The organism is Acinetobacter baylyi DSM 14961 = CIP 107474, assembly GCF_000368685.1.
Lineage (GTDB): Bacteria > Pseudomonadota > Gammaproteobacteria > Pseudomonadales > Moraxellaceae > Acinetobacter > Acinetobacter baylyi.
This window is the reverse complement of record NZ_KB849631.1, coordinates 149,794-173,180: the sequence shown is the minus strand read 5'-3', so window position 1 is coordinate 173,180 and position 23,387 is coordinate 149,794. Positions and strand designations below refer to the sequence as shown.

The window sequence follows — 23,387 nt, the reverse complement described above, 5'->3', positions numbered from 1 at the left end:
ATCGTCACCTGTTATTGTTGATAGCCTGCATGCCAGCGCAGTAAGTAGCGTTCGAGCGCCTGTGCCAGTACGTCTGCCAATTTACCGAGTAGGGCATAAAGTAGAATTCCGACCAGTACCACGTCAGTCTGTAAAAATTCGCGCGCATTCATGGTCATGTAGCCAATACCTGCCTGAGCGGAAATGGTTTCTGCCACAATTAAAAGTACCCAGACCAAGCCCAATGAGAAACGTAGACCCACTAAGATAGACGGCATAGCCCCAGGCAGAATGATTTCTTTATACAGTTGCCAGCGGGTCAGACCATAGCTTTTACCCATCTCAATCAGTTGAGGGTCGACTGAACGAATACCATGGTAGGTATTGATATACATGGGGAAAAAAACACCCACAGCCACCAGAAACAGTTTGGCAGACTCATCAATACCAAACCATAAAATCACCAAAGGAATGAGGGCAAGTGCAGGAATATTGCGAATCATTTGTAAGGTGGTATCGAGTAAGGTCGATGCAATTCTGGATGAACCATTGAGTAGTCCTAACAACAAACCGAGACCACCTCCCAACAGCAAACCAAGTAAAGCACGTCCAGCACTGACCTTAACGTGATGCCAAAGTTCACCACTGACTAAAAGATGCCAGAAGGCGCTGACCACGGCGCTAGGTGCAGGTAAAATTCGACTTTGTAATAGACCTGTCGTTGATGCAAGTTGCCAAATGGCAATCAGGATCACGGGAACAACCCAAGGCAGCAGACGCTGTCCAAGGGCTTGTGTTCCACGTGAAACATTCAGTTTTTTAGAATAATTCATGCAGTCTCCTTCGGATTTTGATCTTTGGAGAGTTTCTTTTTCTTATCTTCATCAGGTACATAGTTGTTGGCAATAATCTCACCGAACGGCCCAGTCAGATTTGGTTGTGCCAGTCTTTCACGCGTTTTAAGCGGAAGCAGTGGAAATACCAGTTCAGCAAAACGAATTGATTCTTCAAGATGCGGATAACCCGAGAAGATAAAGGTATCGATGCCTAAGTCTGCATACTCCTGAATACGTGCAGCAACGGTTTCTGGATCACCTACCAACGCTGTACCTGCACCGCCACGTACCAGTCCAATCCCTGCCCAAAGATTCGGTGAGACTTCGAGCTGATCACGTTTTCCGCCGTGAAGTGCGGCCATACGCTGCTGACCGACAGAATCCATCTGGGCAAATTTCTTTTGCGCAGCGGCAATGGTGTCATCATCTAAATACTGAATCAGTTCATTGGCTGCTGCCCAAGCCTGTTCATTGGTTTCACGTACAATCACATGCAAACGGATCCCGTAATTGAGGGTACGACCTTTGGTTGCAGCACGAGCGCGCATCGCTTCAATTTTTTCTTTGACCGCAGCAGGAGGTTCCCCCCACGTCAAATAGGTATCGACTTGTTCTGCGGCTAATTCTGAGGCGGCATCGGATGAACCACCAAACCACAGTGGCGGGTACGGTTGTTGTACGGGTGGATACAGCAATTTGGCATCATCCACGCTTAAACGATCACCATGAAAGGTGAATGATTCACCTGTATGTGAACGAGTCAGAATTTCGCGCCAGATTTTCACGTATTCGCTGGCTGTTTGGTAACGGGTGCTGTGATCTTCATACAACCCATCGCCTTTAAGCTCTTGTTCATCACCACCTGTCACCAGATTAAGCAAGATTCGACCGTTAGACAGACGATCAAAGGTCGCGGCCATACGTGCCGCCAGTGCTGGCGTGGTAATTCCAGGACGCAGTGCCACCAAAAATTTAAGCTGTTTGGTTGCATCAATCAGACTGGCGGCGGTAATCCACGGATCTTCACATGAGCGTCCAGTTGGAATCAAAACCCCGCTATAACCCAAATTATCAACTGCGACCGCAATTTGCTTCATATAGGCATGATCGACCTGTCGTGCACCTTTACTTGTACCTAAATAGCGACTATCACCGTGAGTGGGAATAAACCAGAAAATATTCATGGGAGAGTTTCCTTTAATGTGTTCAATCTTGGGTTTTTGGTGAGTGGGTCGACCAGATGGTCTGACTGACATGAATCTCTTTAGGGATCAGTTGAACCTGTTTAAACAGATCAGCAATCTGTTGCTGTGCTTCAACCACCTCGGTCGTAAGTGGATGAACAGGCGAAGGTTTCAGGCGTTTATCAAGTACAGCTTTGGCGACTTGTGTATCTAATCCTGTACTTTGTGCATAAATACTTAATCCTTCATCCTGATGTTTGACAAACCATTGATCTGCCTGATTCAGACCATCCAGTACCTTTTGTGCTGCATCTGGATGTTGTTGGATAAATTTTGGATTGCCAATATAAAAAGAATAGGTGGTTGGAAATGCTGTTCCATCAATCAAAGATTTGGCATGACCTTTAAGCTCGGTTGTACTCAGGTACGGTTCCCAGATTGCCCATGCATCAATGGCACCTTTATCAAACGCGGCACGCGCATCGGCAGGTGGAAGCCAGATCGGTTGAATGTCTTGCCAGCTTAGACCTGCTTTTTGTAAAACTTTGGCCAAAAGCTCATGTGCACTAGATCCCTTTTGTACCGCGATACGCTTACCTTTTAAGTCTGCAATCGATTTAATTGGACTGTTGGATGGAATGAGAACGGCCTGTGAATTGGCAGGTACCACCTCATAGCCCACATAGCTCAAGTCCTTGTTGGCAGCTTGCGCAAAAATCGGTGGCGTATTGCCTACCGCGCCAAAATCGACGGCACCTACAGCCAAAGCTTCAAGCATTTGTGGGCCAGCAGGGAATTCACGCCATTCGATTTTGGCATTTGGAAATTCTTGCTCAAATATTTTTTGCTGCTTGGCTATCAGAAAATTTAACGACGACTTTTGAAAACCAATGGATAAGGTTTTTACAGGATTCGCTGTTGATGCTGTTTCATGCGATGACTGCGCCTTAGATTCTGTTTTCTGACAAGCACTCAGCCCTGCCGTTACAATGATCGTTCCCAGAATACCAATCGTTTTAAATGTACTCATAATGATAAATCCAGATAATTTGCTTATTATTTAATCTCGCCCTTTAAAATGGCGTCTTGAATTTTGAGCGGCTGAGGAATGAGTTTTTGTTGATAGAAGGCATCGGCAACCTGTTGTTGCTCATTAATCACGGTATTTGACAGTGGTGTTACCCCAAAGCCCATGCGGGATATCGACGTTTTTAGAATGTTAAAATCGAGTGCAGTTGGTTTTTCAAGAAGTTTCGCTGCGTCATCCTGATGAGTTTTGACCCATTCAGTGCTTTGATTCAGTTCTTTGACCAGCGTTTTTAGAACCTCTGGATGATTCTGGGCAAATTTACGATCTGCCAAATAGAACTGATGATTGCTCACAAGATCTTGTCCAGTCGCAATCACACGAGCGCCAATCTGTTGCTCGGCAGCAGCAAAGAACGGATCCCAAATCACCCATGCATCCACTGCACCTTTTTCAAAAGCAGCACGGGCATCGGCAGGCGGTAAATACACCACCTGAATATCGTTCAGCGTTAAATGATTTTTTTCTAATAGTTTGAGCAATAGATAATGAACATTGGAGCCTTTATTTAAGGCAATACGTTTGCCTTTTAAGTCTTGAACACTATGAACGGATGAATTTTTTTGTACAATCAGTGCTTCTGCATTGGGTGCAGCTGGCTGATTAGCAACATAAACCAGATTAGAGTTGGCTGCCTGTGCAAAAATGGGTGGTGCTTCACCTGCCTCGCCAAAGACAACACTGCCTACATTTAAACCCTCAAGTAGCTGTGGGCCAGCGGGGAATTCAACCCACTTGATCGTAATTCCTTCTTTTTTTAAGATTTTGTCTAATTCACCACGCTCTTTCACAATCGGTAATAAACCATATTTCTGAAAGCCAATATTTAAGGTGGTCAAATCCTGTGCTTCTTTTTTGGCACAGCCACTCAGCATCATGATGCCAGTGATACTTGCTGCAACCACTGAAAATTTGAACCATGAAGATGAAATGATACTGGTCATGATGTGCTGTGCCTCTAACTCAGAAAAATAAAGATGAGGCCACACCATAGAATTATTTCTATTCCATAAAAAATAAAATTTTTAATATTACTTATATAAAAATCAGATAACCAAAAAACTGCAAAGCTTATCTGAATTGTTGGAGTATAAATCCTAAAGATTATCTTGGATTATTTTTATAAATATTTGTTTTACATATTATTTTAAAAAAAGACTAAATTTATTCATTTTACTGATTTGTAAGATGTCAATAATTCAGCAGATTTACGACTAAATATATATGGAATAAAGATATAGAAACTTATGCTAAGGGATTGTTCTACACACAATCATTGAGCTGAAAACAGATTAAAATTCAAAAATCCGTCAGCTTTATGAGAAAGGGACGGAATTGCAATTTAACTAAAAATTGTGCCCAAATTACATCAGTATTTTTTTAAAAACGAGTGAGTTACGTTGGTAGTTATACAGCTCTTGTCGGGCACTAGGGAGATCATCGACACTTGCTGTTTGGAAACCGTGTTCCAGAAACCAGTGTGCAGTACGGGTGGTGAGAACAAAGAGTTGCAAAATCCCTTCTTGACGTGCTTTCTCTTCTAAAAAATGCAGAATTTGACTACCCCGATTCGATTTACGATAGGCAGGATCAACGGCAACACAGGCGATTTCAGCAGAACGAATTTCATTTTTTGCTGTCGGAATTGGATAGAGCGCGGCACAGGCCAGAATCATGCCATCGCGTTCGATCACCGCAAACTGACTAATCTCACTTTCCAGACGTTCACGTGAACGGTAAACCAGAATGCCTTCTTCTTCGAGAGGGCGTAGTAGATTAATCAGACCTCCTACATCTTGAATAGTCGCTGTACGAACGTCTTCATAGTGGGCATCGGTAATCATGGTACCAATGCCATCACGAGTAAATAACTCTTCAATCAGGGCGCCGTCATAAGCATAAGAAATCAGATGAACGCGATGTACACCAGACAAAGACGCTGTTTGTGCGCCTTGTAAATGTAGTGCCATCTCATGATCAAGTTGCTGGAAATGTTTGATATACGGCTCAAGCTGTTGAGGGGTGAGTTCACGTAATAGTTTACCTTGATCACTGAGTAAGCCTTGCTTCTTGCCTAAAAAAATCAATTTATCTGCATGCAGTGCAGTGGCGGTTTTTGTTGCAACTTCTTCTGCCAAAAGGTTAAACACTTCACCCGTGGTGGAATAACCTGTGGGACCCAACACCACAATATTATGATTATCTAAATGCCGCTGAATGGCGTCAGTATCAATAGCGCGAACTTCACCCGTAAGCTGAAAATCGACACCATCACGTATCCCGTAAGGTTTGGCCGTGACAAAGTTACCTGAAACGACATCAATCCGCGCACCAAACATAGGTGAATTGGCAAGCCCCATCGAAAGGAGTGCTTCAATTTCAAGTCGAATGGAACCCACAGCATTCATAACGCAAGCCAGAGATTCACGTGTTGTGACTCGACGATGTAAATGAATGGGTGTCTCAATCTGCTTTTCTTGCAGATTTTGATTGATTTGTGGACGTGCGCCATGAACCAGAATCAGACGGATTCCGAGAGAATGTAACAGTGCAATATCATGAATAATATGCTGAAAATTTGGATGCTGAACTGCTTCACCACCAAACATTAACACCAGGGTTTTATTTCGATGAGCATTAATATAGGGTGCTGAGTGACGAAACCAGTGGACATATTGTTGTGTTATGTTCTGAACAGAAGTGGTTTCATAACGCTGCATATCAAACTCAGGAAGGTGAAGACATAAGGATGATTCTAAACAAAATTAGTGAGCCTTCAATAAAAAAATGTCCAAACCCGAAAAGTTTGGACATTTTAAGTGATTATGGATTTAGTTAATCACTTTAATAATTTTGTGATTATGATCATTGATCAAGACATAATGACCGTTGGCTTTAATCCAGTGCTGACCTGGGCCTGGCTTGTGAAGGCGTTTGTGGTCGCGATGATCAACTTTGTAACGTGCCGAATTATACTGTTTAGGTACAGCCTGGCCTGGACGCCAGTTTTGTTTTTTGTCCTGATGAACTACTTTCTGAGGGGAACGATCATGATTGTCGTGTGGCGCCGCCATTGCAGATGTCGCGATGATGCCTGATGTTGCTAAAATAATTGCTGTTGCTAGTTTACGCATTTTTGCCTCGTTTATATCATATCTATCTTTGATAAAACCAATGTAATGAATAACTTAAGATATATAATGGAGGTGAGTTATCAAATTGTGAAGTTAGTGAACAAAAGATGTAGGCTCACTTGACATATAAAAAAGCCCGATATTTTAATCGGGCTAAACATGTCACTGACTCAGCTTAAAAATTCAGAATACGTATAATGTCGTTGCTGTCTGAATTGACCAGAATAAAATCATTATTAATCTTGTACCACTGTTGACCACGCCCTGGTCTTGGCAGATTATAATCACGATAATCCGCTTTATAGGCATCACCGCGATAATGCTGCGGCATAATATAGCCCGTTTGCCATTTGTGTTGCTTTAAGCGCTGTACGCCTTGTTCCTGACGCATTCGACGTTCTGAACGGATCATATCGTCGTTACTGCGATCAAATCCAGCCGAACCACGATCTCGACCTGGTCCACCCATACCTGGCCCATGGTCAAAAGGTGGTGCAGCCAAAGTGACAGTGCTCATTAACGTCACAAAAGATAATGCCAAGCCTGTCAGAACCTTTTTCATGAAGCATCCTCGTCGACACATATTTTCTCTTTCATTGTTTTACTGTACAAAAAAAATGCAGAGAAACTGTGAAGATCATTCAATAATTCAATTAAAAATATGGAGATATATTCTTTTAGCTATTTTTTAATAATTTAGCCATTCTTATATCAAAATGTATTATGTAACAGATTAAAACATACTGTTCAGATCGTCTCGACTTTTGTTCGGTTTTAAAAAACGATCGTCAAAAGTATGAAGGTCTCATGCAAAAAAGCATCCCGCAGGATGCCTTATACCGGCTTAAAGTTTTAATCCTGTGCATCAATACTTTGGCCATTCAGATGCAAACTATCTTCACCCATTAGATAAAGATAGGCTGGCATAATCGACTCAGTTGTTGGTAAAGTCAGAGGATCTTCTTCTGGATAAGCCTTGGCACGCATGGCTGTGCGTGTTGCACCCGGATTAATGCAGTTAAAGCGAATGTTCGGATAGACATGCTCACTGGCAAAAATTTTGCTCACTGCCTCAATGGCCACCTTGGACACCGAATATGCACCCCATAAGGCACGTGCTTCACGTCCTACACCAGAACTTGCAAATACAACCGAGGCATTATCTGACCTTTCAAGTAACGGTAGCAGCGCCTGAGTCAGCACAAAAGGCGCACGCAGGTTAACAGCCATCACATCATCCCAGACATCGGCTGGGTAATGCGCTAGGGGCACACGTTCACCCAAGATACCTGCATTGTGCAAAATTCCGTCCAGACGCCCAAACTGATCTTCCAGTGTATTGAAGAGCAGCTCATAGTCACGGTCCGATGCACTGGAAAGCTGTAAAGGTAAGATCGCAGGCTGCGGTGCACCCAAGCTTTCGATTTCATCATAGATGACTTCAAGTTTATTTAAGGTTCTTCCATGCAGAACAACAGTCGCACCGTGTAGCGCATAGCTCATGGCTGCTGCTCGTCCAATTCCATCGCCTGCACCTGTAATTAAAATAATACGGCCTTTTAATAAGTCGGTACGAGGTTGATATTCTGAATATTTCATTGGAAAACCTCCTTTAAAATCGAGTCATTATTATGATGTTTGTAGCATAGTATCCTGATTTAATGGCGTAATGTGTAGCTGTTGAGACAAAATTTTCTGTAACTCGGTAACATGCTGAACAATCACGTCAGCCTGCCATGCATTCAGGTTGTCTTTATGTTGCAGGGGTAAATAACCGTAAGCAGCCAAAATGGTGTACATGTGTGCGGCACGACCGGCGTCGATATCTCTTGGATGATCGCCGACGTAAATGATCTGCTCAGGTGCGATGTGCAGTTGGGTTGCTGCCAGAAACATCGGTTCAGGGTCTGGTTTGGTTCTTTGCACATCTTCAGGGCAGACCAGCACCGCACAGCGCTCGGTCAGGTTCAGGCGTTCTAGTAGCAACTCAGTCAAATGACGTGGTTTGTTGGTGACAATGCCCCAAGGAATTTGTTGGGATTCGAGCATTTCAAGTAAAGGATACATCCCTTTAAACAGGTCGGTATCCACCACGATATTCTGTTCATATCTGTCTAAAAAGCGCTGACGATGCGTCAGAAATACCGCATCATCGACAGCCAGTTCAGGATACACCAGCTTGACCATCGCACGTGCACCTTCGGATACCTGTGTACGAATCAGATCGGCATCAACCACTTCGCGCTGTTCTTCACGACACATTTCTTGAATGATGCGAATAAAGTCCGCAGCCGTATCAATTAAGGTTCCATCAAGGTCAAATAAAACTGCTTTCATGATTGACCTTCTTTGAGGGTATGCACCATGTAATTGACATCGACATTTGGCGCCAGCCAATAGTGTTTGGTCAATGGATTGTAGTGCAAACCCGTCATATCTTTAAGCTTAAGACCTGCTTCACGAATATCGTGTGCCATCTCTGACGGGCGAATAAATTTGTGGTAATCGTGAGTTCCTTTTGGCAGTAAACGCAGAACGTATTCGGCACCAATGATCGCAAATAGGTAAGATTTTGGGTTACGGTTAATGGTCGAGAAAAACACATGCCCACCTGGTTTGACCAGAGTCTGACAGGCTTTGATGATTGATGCAGGATCTGGAACATGCTCCATCATTTCCATACAGGTCACAATGTCATATTGGCCTGCTTGCTCTTGAGCAAGTTCTTCAACTGGAATCTGACGATATTCGATATTTGCGACTTGTTCTTGCTCTGCATGTAAACGTGCTACATTCAGCGGTGCCTCACCCATATCGATTCCGAGTACATCTGCACCGCGACGTGCCATACTTTCAGCCAAAATCCCGCCACCACAACCGACATCCAGTACTTTCTTGCCCGCAAGGCCACCTGCATGTTCATCAATCCAGTTTAAACGTAAAGGATTAATTTGGTGAAGTGGGCGAAATTCAGAATGCTGATCCCACCATTTGGCTGCAAGTGCTTCAAATTTTGCGATTTCCTGTGGATCAACATTCAGTTGTGACATGGGTATGGCCTCAAATTTAGATGATTTTAATGCGTTTAATTTGCTGTTTAGTGTAGCGGTAATTCCAGAAAAAGCGATAAATTCAGAAAAAATCTTCACATAACGAAACGAAATTTGAATATTTGTTTTATATTTAACGCATACACTCAGCATAACGGTTTAGAGGATAACACGGACAATGAAAAAATTTGTATTGGGCGGACTTTCAGCAGCGATTATGGCATTTTCGGGCACCACCATGGCTGCCGACTTTGTAGCAGGTAAAGATTACACGGTGATTGCCAATCCAGGCAAAGTAGATGTACCTGGTAAAATCGAAGTGCGTGAGTTTTTTTGGTATGGTTGTCCGCATTGTTATAAGCTTGAACCGTTTATGCAGACTTGGTTAAAGCAGTTACCTAAAGATGTTAATTTTATTCGTACGCCAGCGGCAATGAATAAAGTATGGGAGCAGGGCGCACGTGCTTACTATGTCTCTGAAGCATTGGGTGTACGTCAAAAAACGCATTTGCCATTGTTCCATGCGATCCATGCACAAAACCAGCAACTTTTTGATCAGGCGTCTTTGGCAAAATTCTATGTGAATTATGGTGTACCTGAACAAAAATTTAATAGCATGTTCAACTCTTTCCCAATCACATCCAAAATTGCAGAATCGAATAAACTGGCACAGCAATATCAATTGACAGGTGTGCCTGCGATAGTGGTGAATGGTAAATATGTGGTTCAGGGTGAAGATGGTAAAGTGACACAAGTGGTTAATTATCTGATCCAGAAAGAACGTACTGCCAAGAAATAACCATGCAGAATTTTTTCTGAATGCATAAAAAAGGTTTCTATGATGTAGAAACCTTTTTTATTGACTGTGATTTAGAGGCGAGCGTTACGAAAGATCTTTCAGATCGATTTCAAAGGCATCCAGATTGATCGACTGCGCAGGCAAGGACAGTGCCTGATTGACATATAGGTTGATCAGTTTTTGTCTTGAGCCAATCGAACGTTGATAATAACTTGAGTTCAGCAGCAGCGCAGCACCATAGGTCAGTGACCAGATGTAAGACAGATAGTCACGAATCGACATATCATAGTTGACCGATTTTAAATAGGCTTCGGTAATGTCCTTAATGGCCAGAATACGTTCCTGACGAATTTCATAAAGTGCTTCAAACAGATGATTGAGCTTCGATTCGGTCATGGTCAAATTTTCTTCAAGCTGGTGCAGCAAGATGGTTCGTGCAGGTGCCAGTAAATGATGCAACATATAAATCGGTGCATATTCCTTGAAATCATGATGGTGCTTCTGTGAAATTTCCAGCAAGCGTCGTTCATTCTGAATCACCAGTTCGAGTAGCAGCTCATTTTTACTCTTGAAATGTTTATAGAGCGTTCCTTTCGCAATGTCGAGCTCTGCGACAAGCTCATCTAGCGTAATTTCCTGATTGTTTTCCAGTAACAGCCTTTCAGCGACACTCAGGATGCGTTCTTTGCGGATTAGAAATTGTTGATGGCGATCTGGATTCATGAGTCTTCCTATCACTGTTTGATCACACGCGAGCATCCATTTGCTTTTGGCGAGATTGTCTATTGCTTTAATTAATATCACTTTACTCTATATCATGTACAACACATGGTCTTCAACAAAAAAACCAGCTTATCCCCAGTTTGCCACGCCACGAAACATCAAACGGATTTGAGTATTGGCATTTTCAACAAACTGTTGCTGGTGTTGCGATAGTGCCGCATCCTGATACTGGCTTGCAAGGCTGAGCCAAGTCATGGCCCAAGTAAAAGAAAGATTAATTAAAATGGTAGAGAGAACTTTCAGATCCTGTGAATCCTGAATATGTTCAAACATCGGTAGCTTGCGCAAATCGGTGGCTAGATCTTCAATCAAATCTTCAATTTCGCGTGCAATCGCCTGACGCACCGCAGCAGATCCACCCCAACGCTCTGCAATCATAAATTGCCATTCGAGTGGACTATGATTAATGGCCTGAAAAAACAGCTCGATACTGCTATCTGGATGCGTGCTGACTTGCTGTAAATAGCTTTGTCCAAGCTGATGAATCAGGCTTTTGATATGAAGTGCGACCTGATCAACCAGCTCTTGGCCCAATGCATCCATATCTTGAAAGTGCCGATAGAACGCAGTGGGCACCAATCCTACTTCACGTGCAACTTCGCGCAGACTGATACTGCTAAATGAACGACCTCCTGTACTCAGTTGCAATGCTGCATCAAGTAAAGCCTGGCGGCTCTGCTGTTTACGTTCATCCCGTATCGACATGCACATGACCTATTAAAAACCTGTCAAGAGTCTACCAAAAACTTACTGCCTTTCACAAAAGTTAAAAAGAATAAATCAAAAAATGAGTGAACACCTGTTGACTGAATTATAAAAAAGGAATAATGTGTACAAGTGTTCACTAAAAGCACATTTGTTCACTCATATAAATAGCCAGATACAACGAGGAACGTATGAACATGTTAGCCAGTTATCAGCCGCAATGGGTACGTGAAGATTTTGTTGATTTCATATTGGAAAAAGTTAATCCAATGTGGACATGGAAAAAAGCCAAAGCACAGGTGGTCTCCATCACGGCTGTGGCTTCCGATTTTTATCAAATTCGTCTATTACCAAATCACCATTTTAAAGCGCCGCATTTTAAAGCAGGGCAAAGCGTCTTGGTGACTGTTCCTATTCAGGGGGTAATGCATCAGCGTAGTTATTCGGTGATGCAAATCGATGCAAATGGTGTGATCCAGCTGGGTGTTAAAGTGCAGGGTCGTGTATCTCGTGCGTTTAGTCAGCTTGCAGTGGGTGACATTATCGAGATTTCACAACCACAAGGTGGCTTTTATCTTGAACCTAAAGCAGATGGCATTGTCCTGATTGCATCTGGAAGCGGAATAACGGCCATCTATGCTTTGCTACAACAAGCGATCAAACAGCAACTATCACACATTACCGTGATGTATTTTACCCGTGATGATGCATTTCATGATCAGTTACAAGAGATGATACAGCAGCATAGTCATATTCGATATTTACATATCAACACTTTGCAACAGTCGCAGCATCTCACCTTATCATTGCTTAAAGAGCATATAGAAGACCTTGAGCGTAAACAGACTTATATATGCGGCGCATCTGGCATGATGCAGGCGGCAAAAGACATTTTTAATCAACTCAATGCCATTGATCGTTTACATATGGAGTTTTTTCAACCATTGGTAGATGATAGTCAGGAAGCACAACCCATCACTTTCCTGCGTTCACAGCAAGAGTTTGAAGCCAGAACCAATTTACTGGAAAGTGCGGAACAGGCAGGTTTACGTCCATCTCATGGTTGCCGTATGGGCATATGCAACACCTGCACCTGTACCAAAGTGAGTGGTTCGACTAAAAATATTCTCACGGGTGAAATTGATCATGGCAATAATACCCAAATCAAACTTTGTGTAAGTCAGGCCATTAGTCCTGTCGTGATCAACCTTTAAGACCGTAAGAATCCATCAGATTCGGAGAAAAATAATGAATATGTCTGTCAAATTCCCTGAAAATAGTAAGTCACAATATCTCAACCCAGAGCAGGTTGAAGCATTTGGTCGTCGCGTTGAAGAGATTCGCCGTGAAGTGATGGAAAATCTAGGCGAAGCCGATGCTAAATATATCTATAAAATTCGTAATTTTGTCCGTTATAGTGAAATTGCATCACGCGGCATGTTGATGTTTGGTGGCTGGATTCCACCCGTCTGGTTAGCTGGAACAGGTTTACTTGGACTATCCAAAATTGTAGAAAACATGGAGCTTGGGCATAACGTCATGCATGGTCAGTTTGACTGGCTCAATGACCCAAGCCTCAATGGTGCCAATTATGACTGGGACACCATTGCAACGGGTGATGACTGGAAACATACCCACAACTATGTGCATCACACGTATACCAATATTGTAGGCAAGGATCATGATGTAGGATATGGCTTACTGCGCGTGAGCGAACAGCAAAAATGGGAGCCTCGTTTCTTATTTAATATTCCTTTGGGAATACAGTTGATGGTGTTATTTGAATGGTATGTTGGGGTACAGAATCTGCACCTTGAAGATGCTCTGGTTTATAAAACTAAAACCTGGAAACAAGTATGGTCGGATTCGACTAAATTCCGTAAAAAATTAGTGCGTCAGGTGGGTAAAGACTATGTGTTCTTTCCGCTCATTGCAGGGCCTAATGCTGTTCCTGTATTTTTAGGTAACGCTGTTGCAAATGTAATTCGCAGTTTGTGGGCTTCTGCCGTGATTTTTAATGGTCATTTTACCGAAGATGCGGAAACTTTTGAGGAAGACAATACGGCCACCGAAACACGTGCACAGTGGTACCTACGTCAGATTCGTGGCTCAAGTAATTTCAGTGGCACGGAATGGCTGCATATTTTAAGTGGTAACTTAAGCCATCAAATCGAGCATCATTTATTTCCAGATATGCCAGCCAACCGTTATGCCGAAGTTGCACCTAAAATCAAGGCACTCTGTGAGGAGTATGGGGTGAATTATAACGAAGCCAATTTCGTTAAACAGTTCTGGAGTGTCTGGGTTCGTTTGGCAAAATGCTCGTTGCCAAATGGATATACAGATCAGGTTTCAAGTAAGATTCAAAAAATGAAAACGATCTTCAGCTTGAGCAAATAAGGCTTTTGTAAAAAGCACAGAATTGGGCCGAATTCGGCCCAATTTTATTGGAGTCATTTGTTATACTATGCTGCAATCTTATTTAGCGGCAATGAAAGGATGGTTTATGCGTCTTGACCAACGAGCACTTGATCAATTACGTGATGTAAAAATTACGAGAAATTACACCCGTTATGCAGAAGGTTCGGTTTTGGTCGAATTTGGTCATACCAAGGTGTTATGTACCGCAAGCATTGACAATTCTGTACCACGCTTTTTAAAAGGTCAGGGACAAGGCTGGGTGACTGCTGAATATGGCATGTTACCGCGTTCAACCCATACGCGTAGCGACCGTGAAGCCGCACGTGGCAAGCAAACTGGTCGTACACAAGAGATTCAACGTTTGATTGGCCGTAGCTTGCGTGCCATGGTCGATTTGAAAAAACTCGGTGAAAATACGATTACCATTGACTGTGATGTGATTCAGGCAGATGGTGGTACACGCACCGCAGCAATTACAGGCGCGGCAGTTGCGCTGATTGATGCCATGAATGTGCTATTAGAAAAGAAAAAAATTAAGCAGGATCCACTTAAAGGTCTGGTGGCTGCAATTTCAGTCGGAATCTATCAGGATGAAGTGCTACTTGATCTTTGCTATGAAGAAGATTCAAACTGCCAGACAGATTTAAATGTCGTGATGACTCAGGCGGGTGAGTTTATTGAAATTCAGGGTACTGCGGAAGAAAAACCGTTTACCCGTACCCAAGCCAATGCCATGCTTGAAGTGGCTGAAAAAGGCATTCAGGAACTCATTAAGAAACAACAGCAAGCATTGGGCTGGTAAGGTTCTTTTAAAATCAAAACGCATCTTTGGATGCGTTTTTTTATTTTTATAGTGACTGGACAAATAATTATTGTAGAAATATTAGCATCTCTAATACTATTATAAATAAATCTAATACTATTATAAATAAAAAGCCTATTAACTGAATGTAATGATTAGATCTATATTTTTTACCAAACTTCAAAAGTTTGTTATGATTGATGTTTAAACAATAAAATGAGATATGAACTCATATATGACAAGTCCAATTTTTTTACATGAATTACCCATCGAACAATTACAACAGATGTCTCAAGAAGATATTGAGCAAACTTTGAAGGCAGAACAGCTCTATTTTCAACACCGCCCTAAAGCAATGTATTACCTCGCTGTCAATGGATCTAAAACTAAACAAGGTGGTCTTGTTAAAGCCAGTGCGACACAAGGGAAAATTGGAGATCTATCAATTGCTCGTATTGGCGATGACGTGATCTATGCGGACGGCACAATTGCCAAGATTATTTCAGGTGCAGGAAAAGTCTGTATTGTTGAAGGACTTTCTGCTGCATTGGTCGGGAGTCAATTGGATAACGGTGATGAAATTATCGATAGTCCAAACCGTACAGTTGCAATTAATATTTTTAAAGGTGAAACATTACCTGAAGGATTTTTAATTCCTGAAGGAACTGATCATGGCTAAAGGCTTTGCAATTCACAATGCACCAACCAATCACGGTGGAATTATTCCTTCAACCCAAGTGAGAGGTTCACAACAAGGAAATTTATTTGTACGTGCTGGAGATGGCCACTTTTGCCCTAAATGTAAGTGTTGGTCTACAGTCATTAAAAGTCATGATCATGTCATCATGGATGGTAAGCCTGTGGCTTATGCTGGCGATAAGCTAACTTGTGGTGCAACGATTCAGCCTCAGCAGAGTCATGTGGTTGGAGATAGTGGTAGTTACTATAATGGATCTACAAACTTTAGTCAGAATTTACTAGACTCTCAAAAAGGGATATTTGATGAGCAAATACAAGTTGAAGTTAATAACAGTTTTTCAGATTTATTCTTAGGATTAGCGTATAGGCTTAAAGTTGATGGAAATGTTATTGAAGGAACACTGGACTCTAATGGAAAAACATTAAGATTTGAGACTAAAAAACAATCACAAGTAACTGAATTTGAAATTTTTTTCAAAGAAAATATTAAGTATTTTTCTGATTTAGAAGGAGAAGAGTAAAATGGGATTAAATATTATTGAAAATAATTTAGATAAAATAATCACGAATAATAAAAATGATAGTTTAGCTAAGTTAAAGCTAAGAACACGTTTATTAACACTGGGGGAAATTGAACTATGCAGATTAGTTTATAAAAATAGTATTGATTATTCTAGAGTTACTATTATAGAGGGAAGCTTTTTTCCATTGGATTTACAAAATGAAGATACTTTTGTTACTCCTAATGGACATATTTTCATTCCAACTAAGCATTTTCTATTAGATTATAGTACTGCTAGTCTAAGCTATAAGCATCTATTTATTCATGAAATGGGGCATGTTTGGCAACATCAAAGAAAAAACAATGTACTTATAAATGCTGGGATAGCACAAGCATGTACTATTTTTAAAGATCCATATAAATATAATATTCATGGTGCAGATACTGTAGCTGATTATGTAAAATATAAGAATACCAAAAAGTTTGTTAATTATAATTTAGAGTCCCAAGCAGAAATTTTTGCAGACTACTGGGCATTAAAAACCAATAATATTCATGTAATTAGCAAAAAAAACATATCTAATATAGATAAAAGTAATTTAGATACCACACTGGCAATTTATGAAGAAAAAATAAGCGAAGTGATTAAGTAGATGAACATGAAAGAAAAAAAAATAGTTGGATATATCATTATAGGATTTTTTTTAATTTATATTATTTCTTTTTTCATTAGGAATGAGAATGAAAAATTTACTATTAGCCTTGTTAATAATAATCTATTGATTAAATTTCCTAATAAGATATTTGTTAAAGATTATGCAATAAAGGACTATGAGGAAACTAATCAATCAAATATCAATAAAATATTTGAGTACAAAACAATTTTGGAAAAAGAATACTATCAAGAAGTTAATGAAGTTTTTATAAGAGATATATCAAATTATGGTATTAAAGAAAATCATGCTTATTTCTATACTATGTTTCAAGAGGATAATAAAAACTCTAGTAAAAAATTAAAATCACTCGGCTTCTGTATAAAAAAAGATTTTGTTCTCGTACAGGGTAGTAGGGAAAAAGATAGTGACTTTATAAACAAGTGCCATTAAATTAGGCTTTGATTAGGAATATTAAGATTTGAGATTTTTATTTAGAAATAATCTTAATAACTATTTGAAATTATTAATAAAATTAAAATAATACGCCTTATGCAAATTTTGATAAAAACTAAGTCATAGCTAAGTTTTTACCTATTGACTCCTCTTTGGGATGGAAATAATAATGAAAAAAGATTTTTTAGGTTATAGAATTATTAGTATTGTAGCTGTTATTTCTATAATTTACATATTATTTATAGTCTTGTATTTAAAAAAATAGTAAAGAATTGAGTATCTATACTAGAAATTCTAATATTTACTTTGTTTTTAAAAATAATGAAATTTTAGTTCATGATTACCACATAAGAAGTTTAATTGAGAGAAAACAAGGAAGTATTGAGTATAAAAAATTTTAGAAAAATTTGTTGAAAAAACATCTGAAATTATTTTAACTAAATATAGCAAATATGGTTTGGAAAGAAATCATCCTTACTATCTCTCTATTTCAAGAGAAGGTTTAAATAATGAGCCTGGTGTAGTGCTACAAACATTTAATTTCTGTATAAAGGATAAAGATATAATCTACTCAAAGAAAGATGATGAAATTTTTATTCAAAAATCTATTAATTAAATAATCTACCTTTATAACGTAAATAAAATGATTAACTCGAATCGCGGATAAGTAATTGATTTGAAAAAGAGAAAGATTAGAGCCATCAATTGAGTGACTACACCAAACTTACAGCTCTATTCCTTATGTTCGATATTATCCAATTATTCTGTGTCATTGATGATTTCTTTCTAAAATTTAAATTAATTTACTGGAAATTTATAAAACAGAACTTTCAACACTTAAGACATCGAGCTGCTCAGCTCAGTATTTCTGAAATTATATTTATTGCTGTTTGATACAAGTGCTCTCATTTCAATAAGTCCAAAGCCTTATTTACCTCATTAAAACTGGACAAAAACTATTTGTTTAAACAGCTTCCTTATTATCAATGCATGATTCATCTGATCAATATGCATCAACTGGCTTTAGATGTCTTGCATTTTGCTTTGATGAAAAATCAGCAAAGTTCTTGTTTATGGATCGGTTCTACGACATGAGTTGTCTGTAAAAAACTAGCGAATACAACGGAATCAATCGTTAGCAGCCATTTCAACACAAGGAAAAAGCTCCATGCGTTGGTTCCTTGCCTGTAAGCTGCATGTGCTCATGAATCATTCAGGAGATATTGTTCGTACAGTTTTATCGAATAGATATACAGCAGACATCAAAATGGTTGAAAAATTGGTCAAAGGAATGACTGCCAAACTGAATGCTGATCATGGCTATATAAGCCATATATGGCGCAAGAGGAGTTAAAAAGTAGATTAAAATTACAAAGCATTGATTTAGTTACTTATCACCTCAAAAACATGAAATCTATACAGTTATCAAACATAGATAAATATCATCTGAAACAGCGCAATAAAATAGAAACGTTATTCAGCTTACTGAAAGGAACTTACAATCTATTGACAACTGAGCGAGAAGTGTTGCAGGTTATTTAGCTAGTATTTATACATCTTTATGTGCTTATCAAATATGTCATCAAAACAAGTCGATGATTCGTATTATAGGAATATCCGCTTAAGCAGGATTCGGGTAATAAATAAAAATCTCACTGCTGTTCTAAATATGCATAACAGCACACTTGACCAGATTAAAAAGAAACAGATAGTTATTTTGAAGTCACTGAACAATAGAAAACTGCCTACAAATACAGTGTATAAGTGTAAGTCCTATAGATTTGGGGAGTTGATCAATTAGCGCCATACACCTTGTAGAAACTGATATGTTCAACATGCCTTATTTCGTTTGATAACGGATATTCACGGTCATCCTGTTACAATATTGCAAATTGTTTCACAAACCATAACCTTTTGCATTGAAGCACACACACAACCTGCGCAAGTTTGTCACTTTTGCCAACTAAGGTGTTAAATCATTGAAATGCATCAGATAGAGGAAGCTATGCTTCAGGTTTTTATTATTATTTGCGCTGTGATCACCTTTAGCGTTATGGCTGCCGATCCACGTCATACCCAGCAGGATCAGGCTGTTTCGGCATGGCAAAAAACCACCCAAACAGCCAAAAATACATCAAAAGATCAGACTCATCTTAATTTAACTCAAACAAACCGTGAGGAGGGTTAAGCATTAAAACGCATCGACAGATCAATCGCGGTCACATCTTTGGTGAGTACACCCATCGAAATATAATCAACACCAGTGCTGGCAACTTCGCGTAAATTATCCAGTGTGATATTGCCTGAGGCTTCGAGTTTACAACGACCTGCCACATATTTTACGGCCTCAATCATTTGCTGCTGACTAAAGTTATCCAGCATCACAATATCGGCGCCTGCCTGTAAAGCTTGGTCAAGTTCATCCCAGGTTTCAACCTCGACTTCCACAGGTTTGCCAGGTGCGATCTGATGGGCTTTTTCAATGGCTTGAGCAATACCGCCAGCCGCCATAATATGATTTTCTTTAATCAAAAATGCATCAAATAAACCTAAACGGTGATTTTGACCACCTCCCAGTGCGACCGCATATTTTTGTGCAATACGCAAACCAGGTAAGGTTTTACGGGTATCGAGCAGCTTGGTGTGTAATCCTTCAAGTTGCTGTACATAAAATGCAGCTTTGGTTGCAACCGCAGATAATGTTTGAACAAAATTGAGTGCAGGACGTTCAACCGTCAATAAACTACGTGCCGAACCTGCGAGCTTTAAAAACGCTTCACCAGCAGCAACCTGTTCACCTTCCTGTTTCAGCCATTCAATTTGAACCGAGGCATCGTAACGGGTAATCAAGGCATCTACCCACGGACGACCAGCCAATATCATGTTTTCACGTGTAATAATGGTTGCGGTGGCCTGTTCATCTTCTGGTGTCAGCATCGCAGTAATGTCACCATCACCAATATCTTCCTGTAATGCCTGTTGGATATTGATTTGAATCGATTGCTCAAGCAGGGATTGAGGGATGCTCATAATTACGTCCAAGATGTAATCCAGAAAATTGAGCGATATATTAGCATTGTCGTTTTAAAAAATAAGTATTATTGGCACAATAATCCACAAAAGCAGATGCAATGCTGCTGTTCAAATGATATGTGTGGACTACACTTACATGTCAATGTACACAGGCCACAGTCGTCAATGAGGGAATCAAGCATCATGAAATCACATTTTCAGGTTAAGGATGGCGTGCTGATTGGGGCTCAGCAATTGTCATCGCCAAATTATAATCAGCGTCCTGAAAATACCGAAATTTGCCTGATCGTGGTGCATAACATTAGTTTGCCACCGTCGCAGTTTGGTGGTGGTTATATTCAACAGTTTTTCCAAAATCAGTTAGATTGGCGCTTGCATCCGTATTTTGAAACGATACAGGGCATGCAGGTGTCGGCACATTTATTGATTTTACGCTCGGGTGAAGTTATCCAGTTTGTCAATTTTCAGGATCGTGCATGGCATGCTGGGCGTTCGCAATATCTTGGGCAGGTCGAATGTAACGACTACTCGATTGGTATTGAACTTGAAGGAAGTGACGATCTGCCTTTTGAAGATATTCAGTATGAACGCTTGAGCGAAGTGACGCAGCTACTGCAACACACCTATCCGAAAATTATGCAGCATCTGGCAGGCCATTCTGATATCGCACCTGTGCGTAAAACTGATCCAGGCCCATTTTTTGACTGGCGTTATTTCCGCCGACTGCTCGACTCAAAAAAAACTGAATTTGGACATGATTTCGCAACGAAATAATCTGCAACTTTCATTACAATATCGACTTTGTGTTTAGCCGTAGGTAGAGACGATGGCATTGTGGCGATCGACGTTTATTGTCAGTGCAATGACGATGTTATCTCGAGTATTGGGTTTGGTCCGCGATATGGTCTTACTCAATGTTTTTGGGGCAGGGAAGGACTTCGATACATTTGTAGTGGCGTTTCGGATTCCTAACTTTTTTAGGCGACTGTTTGCCGAAGGGGCATTTTCCCAAGCATTTATTCCTGTGCTCACCGAATATAAATCGGGACGTGCACATGCAGAAGTCCAGATTCTGATTAGTCGGGTATTTGGATGCTTGCTCATGGTGATGAGCCTGCTCACCCTGATTGCCATGATTATTGCACCTGTCATTATTTACGCCTATGCACCAGGTTTTCATAACGATCCTGAAAAGTTTGATCTGGCCGTCGGGATGTTTCGCCTGACTATTCCGTACCTCATGTTTATGTCGCTGACTGCATTTGCCAGCAGTATTCTCAATAGTTACGGCTCTTTTGCCTCTCCTGCATTTTCACCTGTACTGCTCAATGTGGCCATGATTGCGGGCGCATGGTGGCTCACACCGTATATGCAACAGCCGATTATGGCTTTGGGGTGGGCCGTACTAGGTGCGGGGATCTTACAGCTTGCGATTCAGATTCCAGAATTGTGGCGTAAAAAACTGTTGATTCCACCCAAGGTCGATTTTAAGCATGAAGGCGTAGAACGCATTATGAAGCTGATGCTACCAGCATTGTTTGGTGTATCGGTAACCCAGATTAATCTCTTGCTAAATACCATTTGGGCCTCGTTTATGCAGGATGGCTCAGTTTCGTGGCTATACAGTGCAGAACGTATGACCGAATTACCCTTAGGCTTGATTGGGGTGGCGATTGGTACCGTGATTTTACCTTCATTGTCTATGCGTCATGCAGAGCAAGATCAGGAAAAATTCCGTGGTATGCTGGATTGGGCAGCGCGTGTCATTGTCTTGGTGGGTTTACCTGCGAGTATTGCGCTGTTTATGTTGTCGACCCCAATTATTCAGGCTTTATTTCAGCGTGGCGAGTTTACTTGGGAAGATACCAGAATGACTGCGCTTGCACTGCAATGTATGAGCGCGGGTGTGATTGCATTTATGCTGATTAAGGTTTTTGCGCCTGGTTTTTATGCCCAGCAGGATACCAAGACTCCAGTGCGTGTCGGGCTGATCGCAGTTGCTGCCAATGCTCTGTTAAACGTGATATTTATTGGTTTCTTTAAACTGATCGATTGGCAAGCGGAGCACATGGCTTTAGCGCTGTCATCTTCTGGCTCTGCTTTGGTGAATGCGGGTTTACTCTATTTTTATTTGCATAAGCGAAATATTTTTCGTTTTGGCGCACATTGGAAGAAACTGGCAATTCAATATGCGATAGCCAATCTTGCCATGATTGCAGCGCTATGGGCTGCATTACACTGGTACGATGGACAGTCTTCACAGTGGATGCGCATTATTGAAGTGATTGCATTTTGTGTTATTGGTGTTGCTGCATATGGTATTGCATTATTTGCAGCAGGCTTTCGCCCACGCCACTTAAAACATGAGGCATAAATAAAGCAACGCTTTATTTATGCCGCAAGACAAGCGAAGCGCGTAGATAACAAAAGCAACGCTTTATTTATGCCGCAAGACAAGCGAAGCGCGTAGATAACAAAAGCAACGCTTTATTTATGCAGTAGCGCAATATCGTGCATGAATAAAAAACGCTGTCATCATGACAGCGTTTTTTATTATTTGGATGGAAGAATTTCCAGTAATTCGATATCAAAAATCAGCGTACTATTTGGTCCAATCGCATCACCGCTACCGACTTCACCATACGCAAGTTTGGCTGGAATAAACAGACGCGCTTTTTCACCTTCTTTCATCAGTTGCAAGCCTTCGGTCCAGCCTGGAATCACTTGGCTGAGCTGAAACTCGACAGGATGATTACGGGCAATTGAGCTGTCAAAGACTGTACCGTCCAGTAAACGCCCCTCGTAATTTACTTTTACGCGAGAACTGGCTTTCGGTGATTTACCTTTCCCTGCACTGAGTACTTGATACTGCAAACCCGATTTAGTGCTAATCACACCCGATTTCTTGGCATTTTCTGCAAGAAAAGCTTCACCACGTTTGAGGTTATCTTGTGCCAATTGCTGAAATGCATAGAGCTGTTTGGCTTCGACCTGCTTTTTATACTGGCTTAGAACTTTAGCCATGGCCTCATCGCTCAAAGCTGAATCCTTGCCTTGAGCACCTTCTTTAAGGCCCTGAACAAAAGCATCTACATTCAGATCCTTTAATGTATCTGCATTGGTACGTCCCATAACGTAACCATAGCTATAGCCCAGTTGATCTTTTTGTGGACTCGATGCACCAATCGATGCGGCAAAAGCAGTCACTGTCATACTTGAGGCGATCAGAGCCAAACCTATTTTTTTCATCATGATATTTCCAAA

Annotated in this window: 25 protein-coding genes and 1 pseudogene; 12 read left to right on the top strand and 14 right to left on the bottom strand. The window is 40.8% G+C overall.

Annotated features, from left to right (window positions below; all coding sequences use genetic code 11):
- Positions 1-11: 11 nt before the first annotated feature.
- The 10 genes from ssuC to ubiG all read right to left on the bottom strand — a co-directional run bounded on the left by ssuC (position 12) and on the right by ubiG (position 9,270).
- The gene (gene ssuC, locus F952_RS16490) at positions 12-812 is read right to left on the bottom strand and encodes an aliphatic sulfonate ABC transporter permease SsuC (protein ID WP_004930931.1); all 801 of its coding nucleotides are present in this window, start codon (positions 810-812) and stop codon (positions 12-14) included.
- Complete coding sequence (gene ssuD, locus F952_RS16485; RefSeq protein WP_004930930.1) at positions 809-1,999, bottom strand: FMNH2-dependent alkanesulfonate monooxygenase; 1,191 nt, start codon at positions 1,997-1,999, stop codon at positions 809-811. The genes ssuC and ssuD overlap by 4 nt, the downstream gene beginning before the upstream one ends.
- Positions 2,000-2,021: 22 nt before the next feature.
- Entirely contained in the window at positions 2,022-3,029 is a 1,008-nt protein-coding gene (locus F952_RS16480; RefSeq protein WP_004930927.1) for an aliphatic sulfonate ABC transporter substrate-binding protein, read from the bottom strand.
- A gap of 26 nt (positions 3,030-3,055) precedes the next feature.
- Positions 3,056-4,030: a sulfonate ABC transporter substrate-binding protein gene (locus F952_RS16475; RefSeq protein WP_026057001.1), complete on the bottom strand. Its 975-nt coding sequence runs from the start codon at positions 4,028-4,030 to the stop codon at positions 3,056-3,058.
- A 420-nt stretch (positions 4,031-4,450) separates the two neighbouring features.
- The gene (gene argA / locus F952_RS16470) at positions 4,451-5,806 is read right to left on the bottom strand and encodes an amino-acid N-acetyltransferase (RefSeq protein ID WP_004930920.1); all 1,356 of its coding nucleotides are present in this window, start codon (positions 5,804-5,806) and stop codon (positions 4,451-4,453) included.
- Between the two features lie 111 nt (positions 5,807-5,917).
- A complete protein-coding gene (locus tag F952_RS16465) occupies positions 5,918-6,220 on the bottom strand; it encodes an RcnB family protein (RefSeq protein ID WP_004930917.1) in 303 nt (100 codons plus the stop codon).
- A 175-nt stretch (positions 6,221-6,395) separates the two neighbouring features.
- Positions 6,396-6,782: an RcnB family protein gene (locus F952_RS16460; RefSeq protein ID WP_004930916.1), complete on the bottom strand. Its 387-nt coding sequence runs from the start codon at positions 6,780-6,782 to the stop codon at positions 6,396-6,398.
- Between the two features lie 290 nt (positions 6,783-7,072).
- Positions 7,073-7,819, bottom strand: coding sequence for a YciK family oxidoreductase (locus tag F952_RS16455; RefSeq protein ID WP_004930912.1), 747 nt, complete (start codon positions 7,817-7,819; stop codon positions 7,073-7,075).
- Positions 7,820-7,849: 30 nt separating this feature from the next.
- Entirely contained in the window at positions 7,850-8,560 is a 711-nt protein-coding gene (locus F952_RS16450) for an HAD family hydrolase (protein WP_171056892.1), read from the bottom strand.
- Positions 8,554-9,270 carry a bifunctional 2-polyprenyl-6-hydroxyphenol methylase/3-demethylubiquinol 3-O-methyltransferase UbiG gene (gene ubiG / locus F952_RS16445; RefSeq protein WP_004930907.1) on the bottom strand — a complete coding sequence of 239 codons (717 nt, stop codon included), beginning with the start codon at positions 9,268-9,270 and terminating at the stop codon, positions 8,554-8,556. Before ubiG ends, F952_RS16450 begins: the two co-directional genes overlap by 7 nt.
- A 178-nt stretch (positions 9,271-9,448) precedes the next feature.
- Here ubiG and F952_RS16440 point away from each other — a divergent pair, with 178 nt between their 5' ends.
- Entirely contained in the window at positions 9,449-10,069 is a 621-nt protein-coding gene (locus F952_RS16440; RefSeq protein WP_004930904.1) for a thiol:disulfide interchange protein DsbA/DsbL, read from the top strand.
- An 84-nt stretch (positions 10,070-10,153) separates the two neighbouring features.
- Here the strand turns inward: F952_RS16440 and F952_RS16435 are convergent, their stop codons facing one another.
- Positions 10,154-10,792, bottom strand: a complete 639-nt coding sequence (locus F952_RS16435; protein WP_004930900.1) for a TetR/AcrR family transcriptional regulator — start codon at positions 10,790-10,792, stop codon at positions 10,154-10,156.
- A gap of 129 nt (positions 10,793-10,921) precedes the next feature.
- Positions 10,922-11,557 (bottom strand): TetR family transcriptional regulator, encoded by a 636-nt coding sequence (locus F952_RS16430; RefSeq protein ID WP_004930896.1) that lies wholly within the window; start codon positions 11,555-11,557, stop codon positions 10,922-10,924.
- 191 nt (positions 11,558-11,748) lie between these two features.
- Here F952_RS16430 and F952_RS16425 point away from each other — a divergent pair, with 191 nt between their 5' ends.
- The 9 genes and pseudogenes from F952_RS16425 (at position 11,749) to F952_RS16380 (ending at position 19,278) form a co-directional block, all read left to right on the top strand.
- Positions 11,749-12,771: a ferredoxin reductase gene (locus F952_RS16425; protein WP_004930891.1), complete on the top strand. Its 1,023-nt coding sequence runs from the start codon at positions 11,749-11,751 to the stop codon at positions 12,769-12,771.
- A gap of 34 nt (positions 12,772-12,805) precedes the next feature.
- Complete coding sequence (locus F952_RS16420; RefSeq protein ID WP_004930890.1) at positions 12,806-13,957, top strand: fatty acid desaturase family protein; 1,152 nt, start codon at positions 12,806-12,808, stop codon at positions 13,955-13,957.
- 106 nt (positions 13,958-14,063) lie between these two features.
- Positions 14,064-14,780 (top strand): ribonuclease PH, encoded by a 717-nt coding sequence (rph, locus tag F952_RS16415; RefSeq protein ID WP_004930887.1) that lies wholly within the window; start codon positions 14,064-14,066, stop codon positions 14,778-14,780.
- A 235-nt stretch (positions 14,781-15,015) separates the two neighbouring features.
- The gene (locus F952_RS16410) at positions 15,016-15,459 is read left to right on the top strand and encodes a PAAR domain-containing protein (RefSeq protein ID WP_004930883.1); all 444 of its coding nucleotides are present in this window, start codon (positions 15,016-15,018) and stop codon (positions 15,457-15,459) included.
- Positions 15,452-16,000, top strand: coding sequence for a PAAR domain-containing protein (locus F952_RS16405; protein ID WP_004930880.1), 549 nt, complete (start codon positions 15,452-15,454; stop codon positions 15,998-16,000). Before F952_RS16410 ends, F952_RS16405 begins: the two co-directional genes overlap by 8 nt.
- Before the next feature lies 1 nt (position 16,001).
- Positions 16,002-16,634, top strand: coding sequence for a hypothetical protein (locus F952_RS16400; RefSeq protein ID WP_004930875.1), 633 nt, complete (start codon positions 16,002-16,004; stop codon positions 16,632-16,634).
- Between the two features lie 6 nt (positions 16,635-16,640).
- On the top strand, positions 16,641-17,087 hold the full coding sequence (locus F952_RS16395; protein ID WP_004930874.1) for a hypothetical protein: 447 nt from the start codon (positions 16,641-16,643) through the stop codon (positions 17,085-17,087).
- A gap of 744 nt (positions 17,088-17,831) precedes the next feature.
- A pseudogene (locus F952_RS16830) lies at positions 17,832-18,715 on the top strand (IS982 family transposase).
- Positions 18,716-19,095: 380 nt separating this feature from the next.
- Positions 19,096-19,278 (top strand): ABZJ_00068 family colistin stress protein, encoded by a 183-nt coding sequence (locus tag F952_RS16380; RefSeq protein WP_004930868.1) that lies wholly within the window; start codon positions 19,096-19,098, stop codon positions 19,276-19,278.
- Here the strand turns inward: F952_RS16380 and nadC are convergent.
- Complete coding sequence (nadC, locus tag F952_RS16375) at positions 19,275-20,120, bottom strand: carboxylating nicotinate-nucleotide diphosphorylase (protein ID WP_004930863.1); 846 nt, start codon at positions 20,118-20,120, stop codon at positions 19,275-19,277. The genes F952_RS16380 and nadC overlap by 4 nt on opposite strands.
- Before the next feature lie 186 nt (positions 20,121-20,306).
- Between nadC and ampD the strand changes: the two genes are divergently transcribed.
- Positions 20,307-20,897, top strand: a complete 591-nt coding sequence (ampD, locus tag F952_RS16370; protein ID WP_004930861.1) for a 1,6-anhydro-N-acetylmuramyl-L-alanine amidase AmpD — start codon at positions 20,307-20,309, stop codon at positions 20,895-20,897.
- Between the two features lie 52 nt (positions 20,898-20,949).
- Positions 20,950-22,497 carry a murein biosynthesis integral membrane protein MurJ gene (murJ, locus tag F952_RS16365; RefSeq protein WP_004930858.1) on the top strand — a complete coding sequence of 516 codons (1,548 nt, stop codon included), beginning with the start codon at positions 20,950-20,952 and terminating at the stop codon, positions 22,495-22,497.
- A gap of 179 nt (positions 22,498-22,676) precedes the next feature.
- Here the strand turns inward: murJ and F952_RS16360 are convergent, their stop codons facing one another.
- Positions 22,677-23,372 carry a BamJ family beta-barrel-assembly machinery protein gene (locus F952_RS16360; protein WP_026057002.1) on the bottom strand — a complete coding sequence of 232 codons (696 nt, stop codon included), beginning with the start codon at positions 23,370-23,372 and terminating at the stop codon, positions 22,677-22,679.
- Positions 23,373-23,387: the final 15 nt, after the last annotated feature.

Excerpts from the sequence above, each read along its gene's own strand:
- murJ (WP_004930858.1), top strand. The coding sequence starts at position 20,950 with ATGGCATTGTGGCGATCGACGTTTATTGTCAGTGCAATGACGATGTTA.
- F952_RS16460 (WP_004930916.1), bottom strand. The coding sequence starts at position 6,782 with ATGAAAAAGGTTCTGACAGGCTTGGCATTATCTTTTGTGACGTTAATG.
- F952_RS16400 (WP_004930875.1), top strand. The coding sequence starts at position 16,002 with ATGGGATTAAATATTATTGAAAATAATTTAGATAAAATAATCACGAAT.
- F952_RS16430 (WP_004930896.1), bottom strand. The coding sequence starts at position 11,557 with ATGTCGATACGGGATGAACGTAAACAGCAGAGCCGCCAGGCTTTACTT.
- F952_RS16475 (WP_026057001.1), bottom strand. The coding sequence starts at position 4,030 with ATGACCAGTATCATTTCATCTTCATGGTTCAAATTTTCAGTGGTTGCA.
- F952_RS16425 (WP_004930891.1), top strand. The coding sequence starts at position 11,749 with ATGAACATGTTAGCCAGTTATCAGCCGCAATGGGTACGTGAAGATTTT.
- F952_RS16420 (WP_004930890.1), top strand. The coding sequence starts at position 12,806 with ATGAATATGTCTGTCAAATTCCCTGAAAATAGTAAGTCACAATATCTC.
- F952_RS16435 (WP_004930900.1), bottom strand. The coding sequence starts at position 10,792 with ATGAATCCAGATCGCCATCAACAATTTCTAATCCGCAAAGAACGCATC.
- nadC (WP_004930863.1), bottom strand. The coding sequence starts at position 20,120 with ATGAGCATCCCTCAATCCCTGCTTGAGCAATCGATTCAAATCAATATC.
- ssuC (WP_004930931.1), bottom strand. The coding sequence starts at position 812 with ATGAATTATTCTAAAAAACTGAATGTTTCACGTGGAACACAAGCCCTT.
- F952_RS16380 (WP_004930868.1), top strand. The coding sequence starts at position 19,096 with ATGCTTCAGGTTTTTATTATTATTTGCGCTGTGATCACCTTTAGCGTT.
- F952_RS16465 (WP_004930917.1), bottom strand. The coding sequence starts at position 6,220 with ATGCGTAAACTAGCAACAGCAATTATTTTAGCAACATCAGGCATCATC.
- ubiG (WP_004930907.1), bottom strand. The coding sequence starts at position 9,270 with ATGTCACAACTGAATGTTGATCCACAGGAAATCGCAAAATTTGAAGCA.
- ampD (WP_004930861.1), top strand. The coding sequence starts at position 20,307 with ATGAAATCACATTTTCAGGTTAAGGATGGCGTGCTGATTGGGGCTCAG.
- F952_RS16455 (WP_004930912.1), bottom strand. The coding sequence starts at position 7,819 with ATGAAATATTCAGAATATCAACCTCGTACCGACTTATTAAAAGGCCGT.
- F952_RS16440 (WP_004930904.1), top strand. The coding sequence starts at position 9,449 with ATGAAAAAATTTGTATTGGGCGGACTTTCAGCAGCGATTATGGCATTT.
- F952_RS16410 (WP_004930883.1), top strand. The coding sequence starts at position 15,016 with ATGACAAGTCCAATTTTTTTACATGAATTACCCATCGAACAATTACAA.
- ssuD (WP_004930930.1), bottom strand. The coding sequence starts at position 1,999 with ATGAATATTTTCTGGTTTATTCCCACTCACGGTGATAGTCGCTATTTA.
- F952_RS16405 (WP_004930880.1), top strand. The coding sequence starts at position 15,452 with ATGGCTAAAGGCTTTGCAATTCACAATGCACCAACCAATCACGGTGGA.
- F952_RS16360 (WP_026057002.1), bottom strand. The coding sequence starts at position 23,372 with ATGAAAAAAATAGGTTTGGCTCTGATCGCCTCAAGTATGACAGTGACT.
- F952_RS16480 (WP_004930927.1), bottom strand. The coding sequence starts at position 3,029 with ATGAGTACATTTAAAACGATTGGTATTCTGGGAACGATCATTGTAACG.
- rph (WP_004930887.1), top strand. The coding sequence starts at position 14,064 with ATGCGTCTTGACCAACGAGCACTTGATCAATTACGTGATGTAAAAATT.
- argA (WP_004930920.1), bottom strand. The coding sequence starts at position 5,806 with ATGCAGCGTTATGAAACCACTTCTGTTCAGAACATAACACAACAATAT.
- F952_RS16395 (WP_004930874.1), top strand. The coding sequence starts at position 16,641 with ATGAAAGAAAAAAAAATAGTTGGATATATCATTATAGGATTTTTTTTA.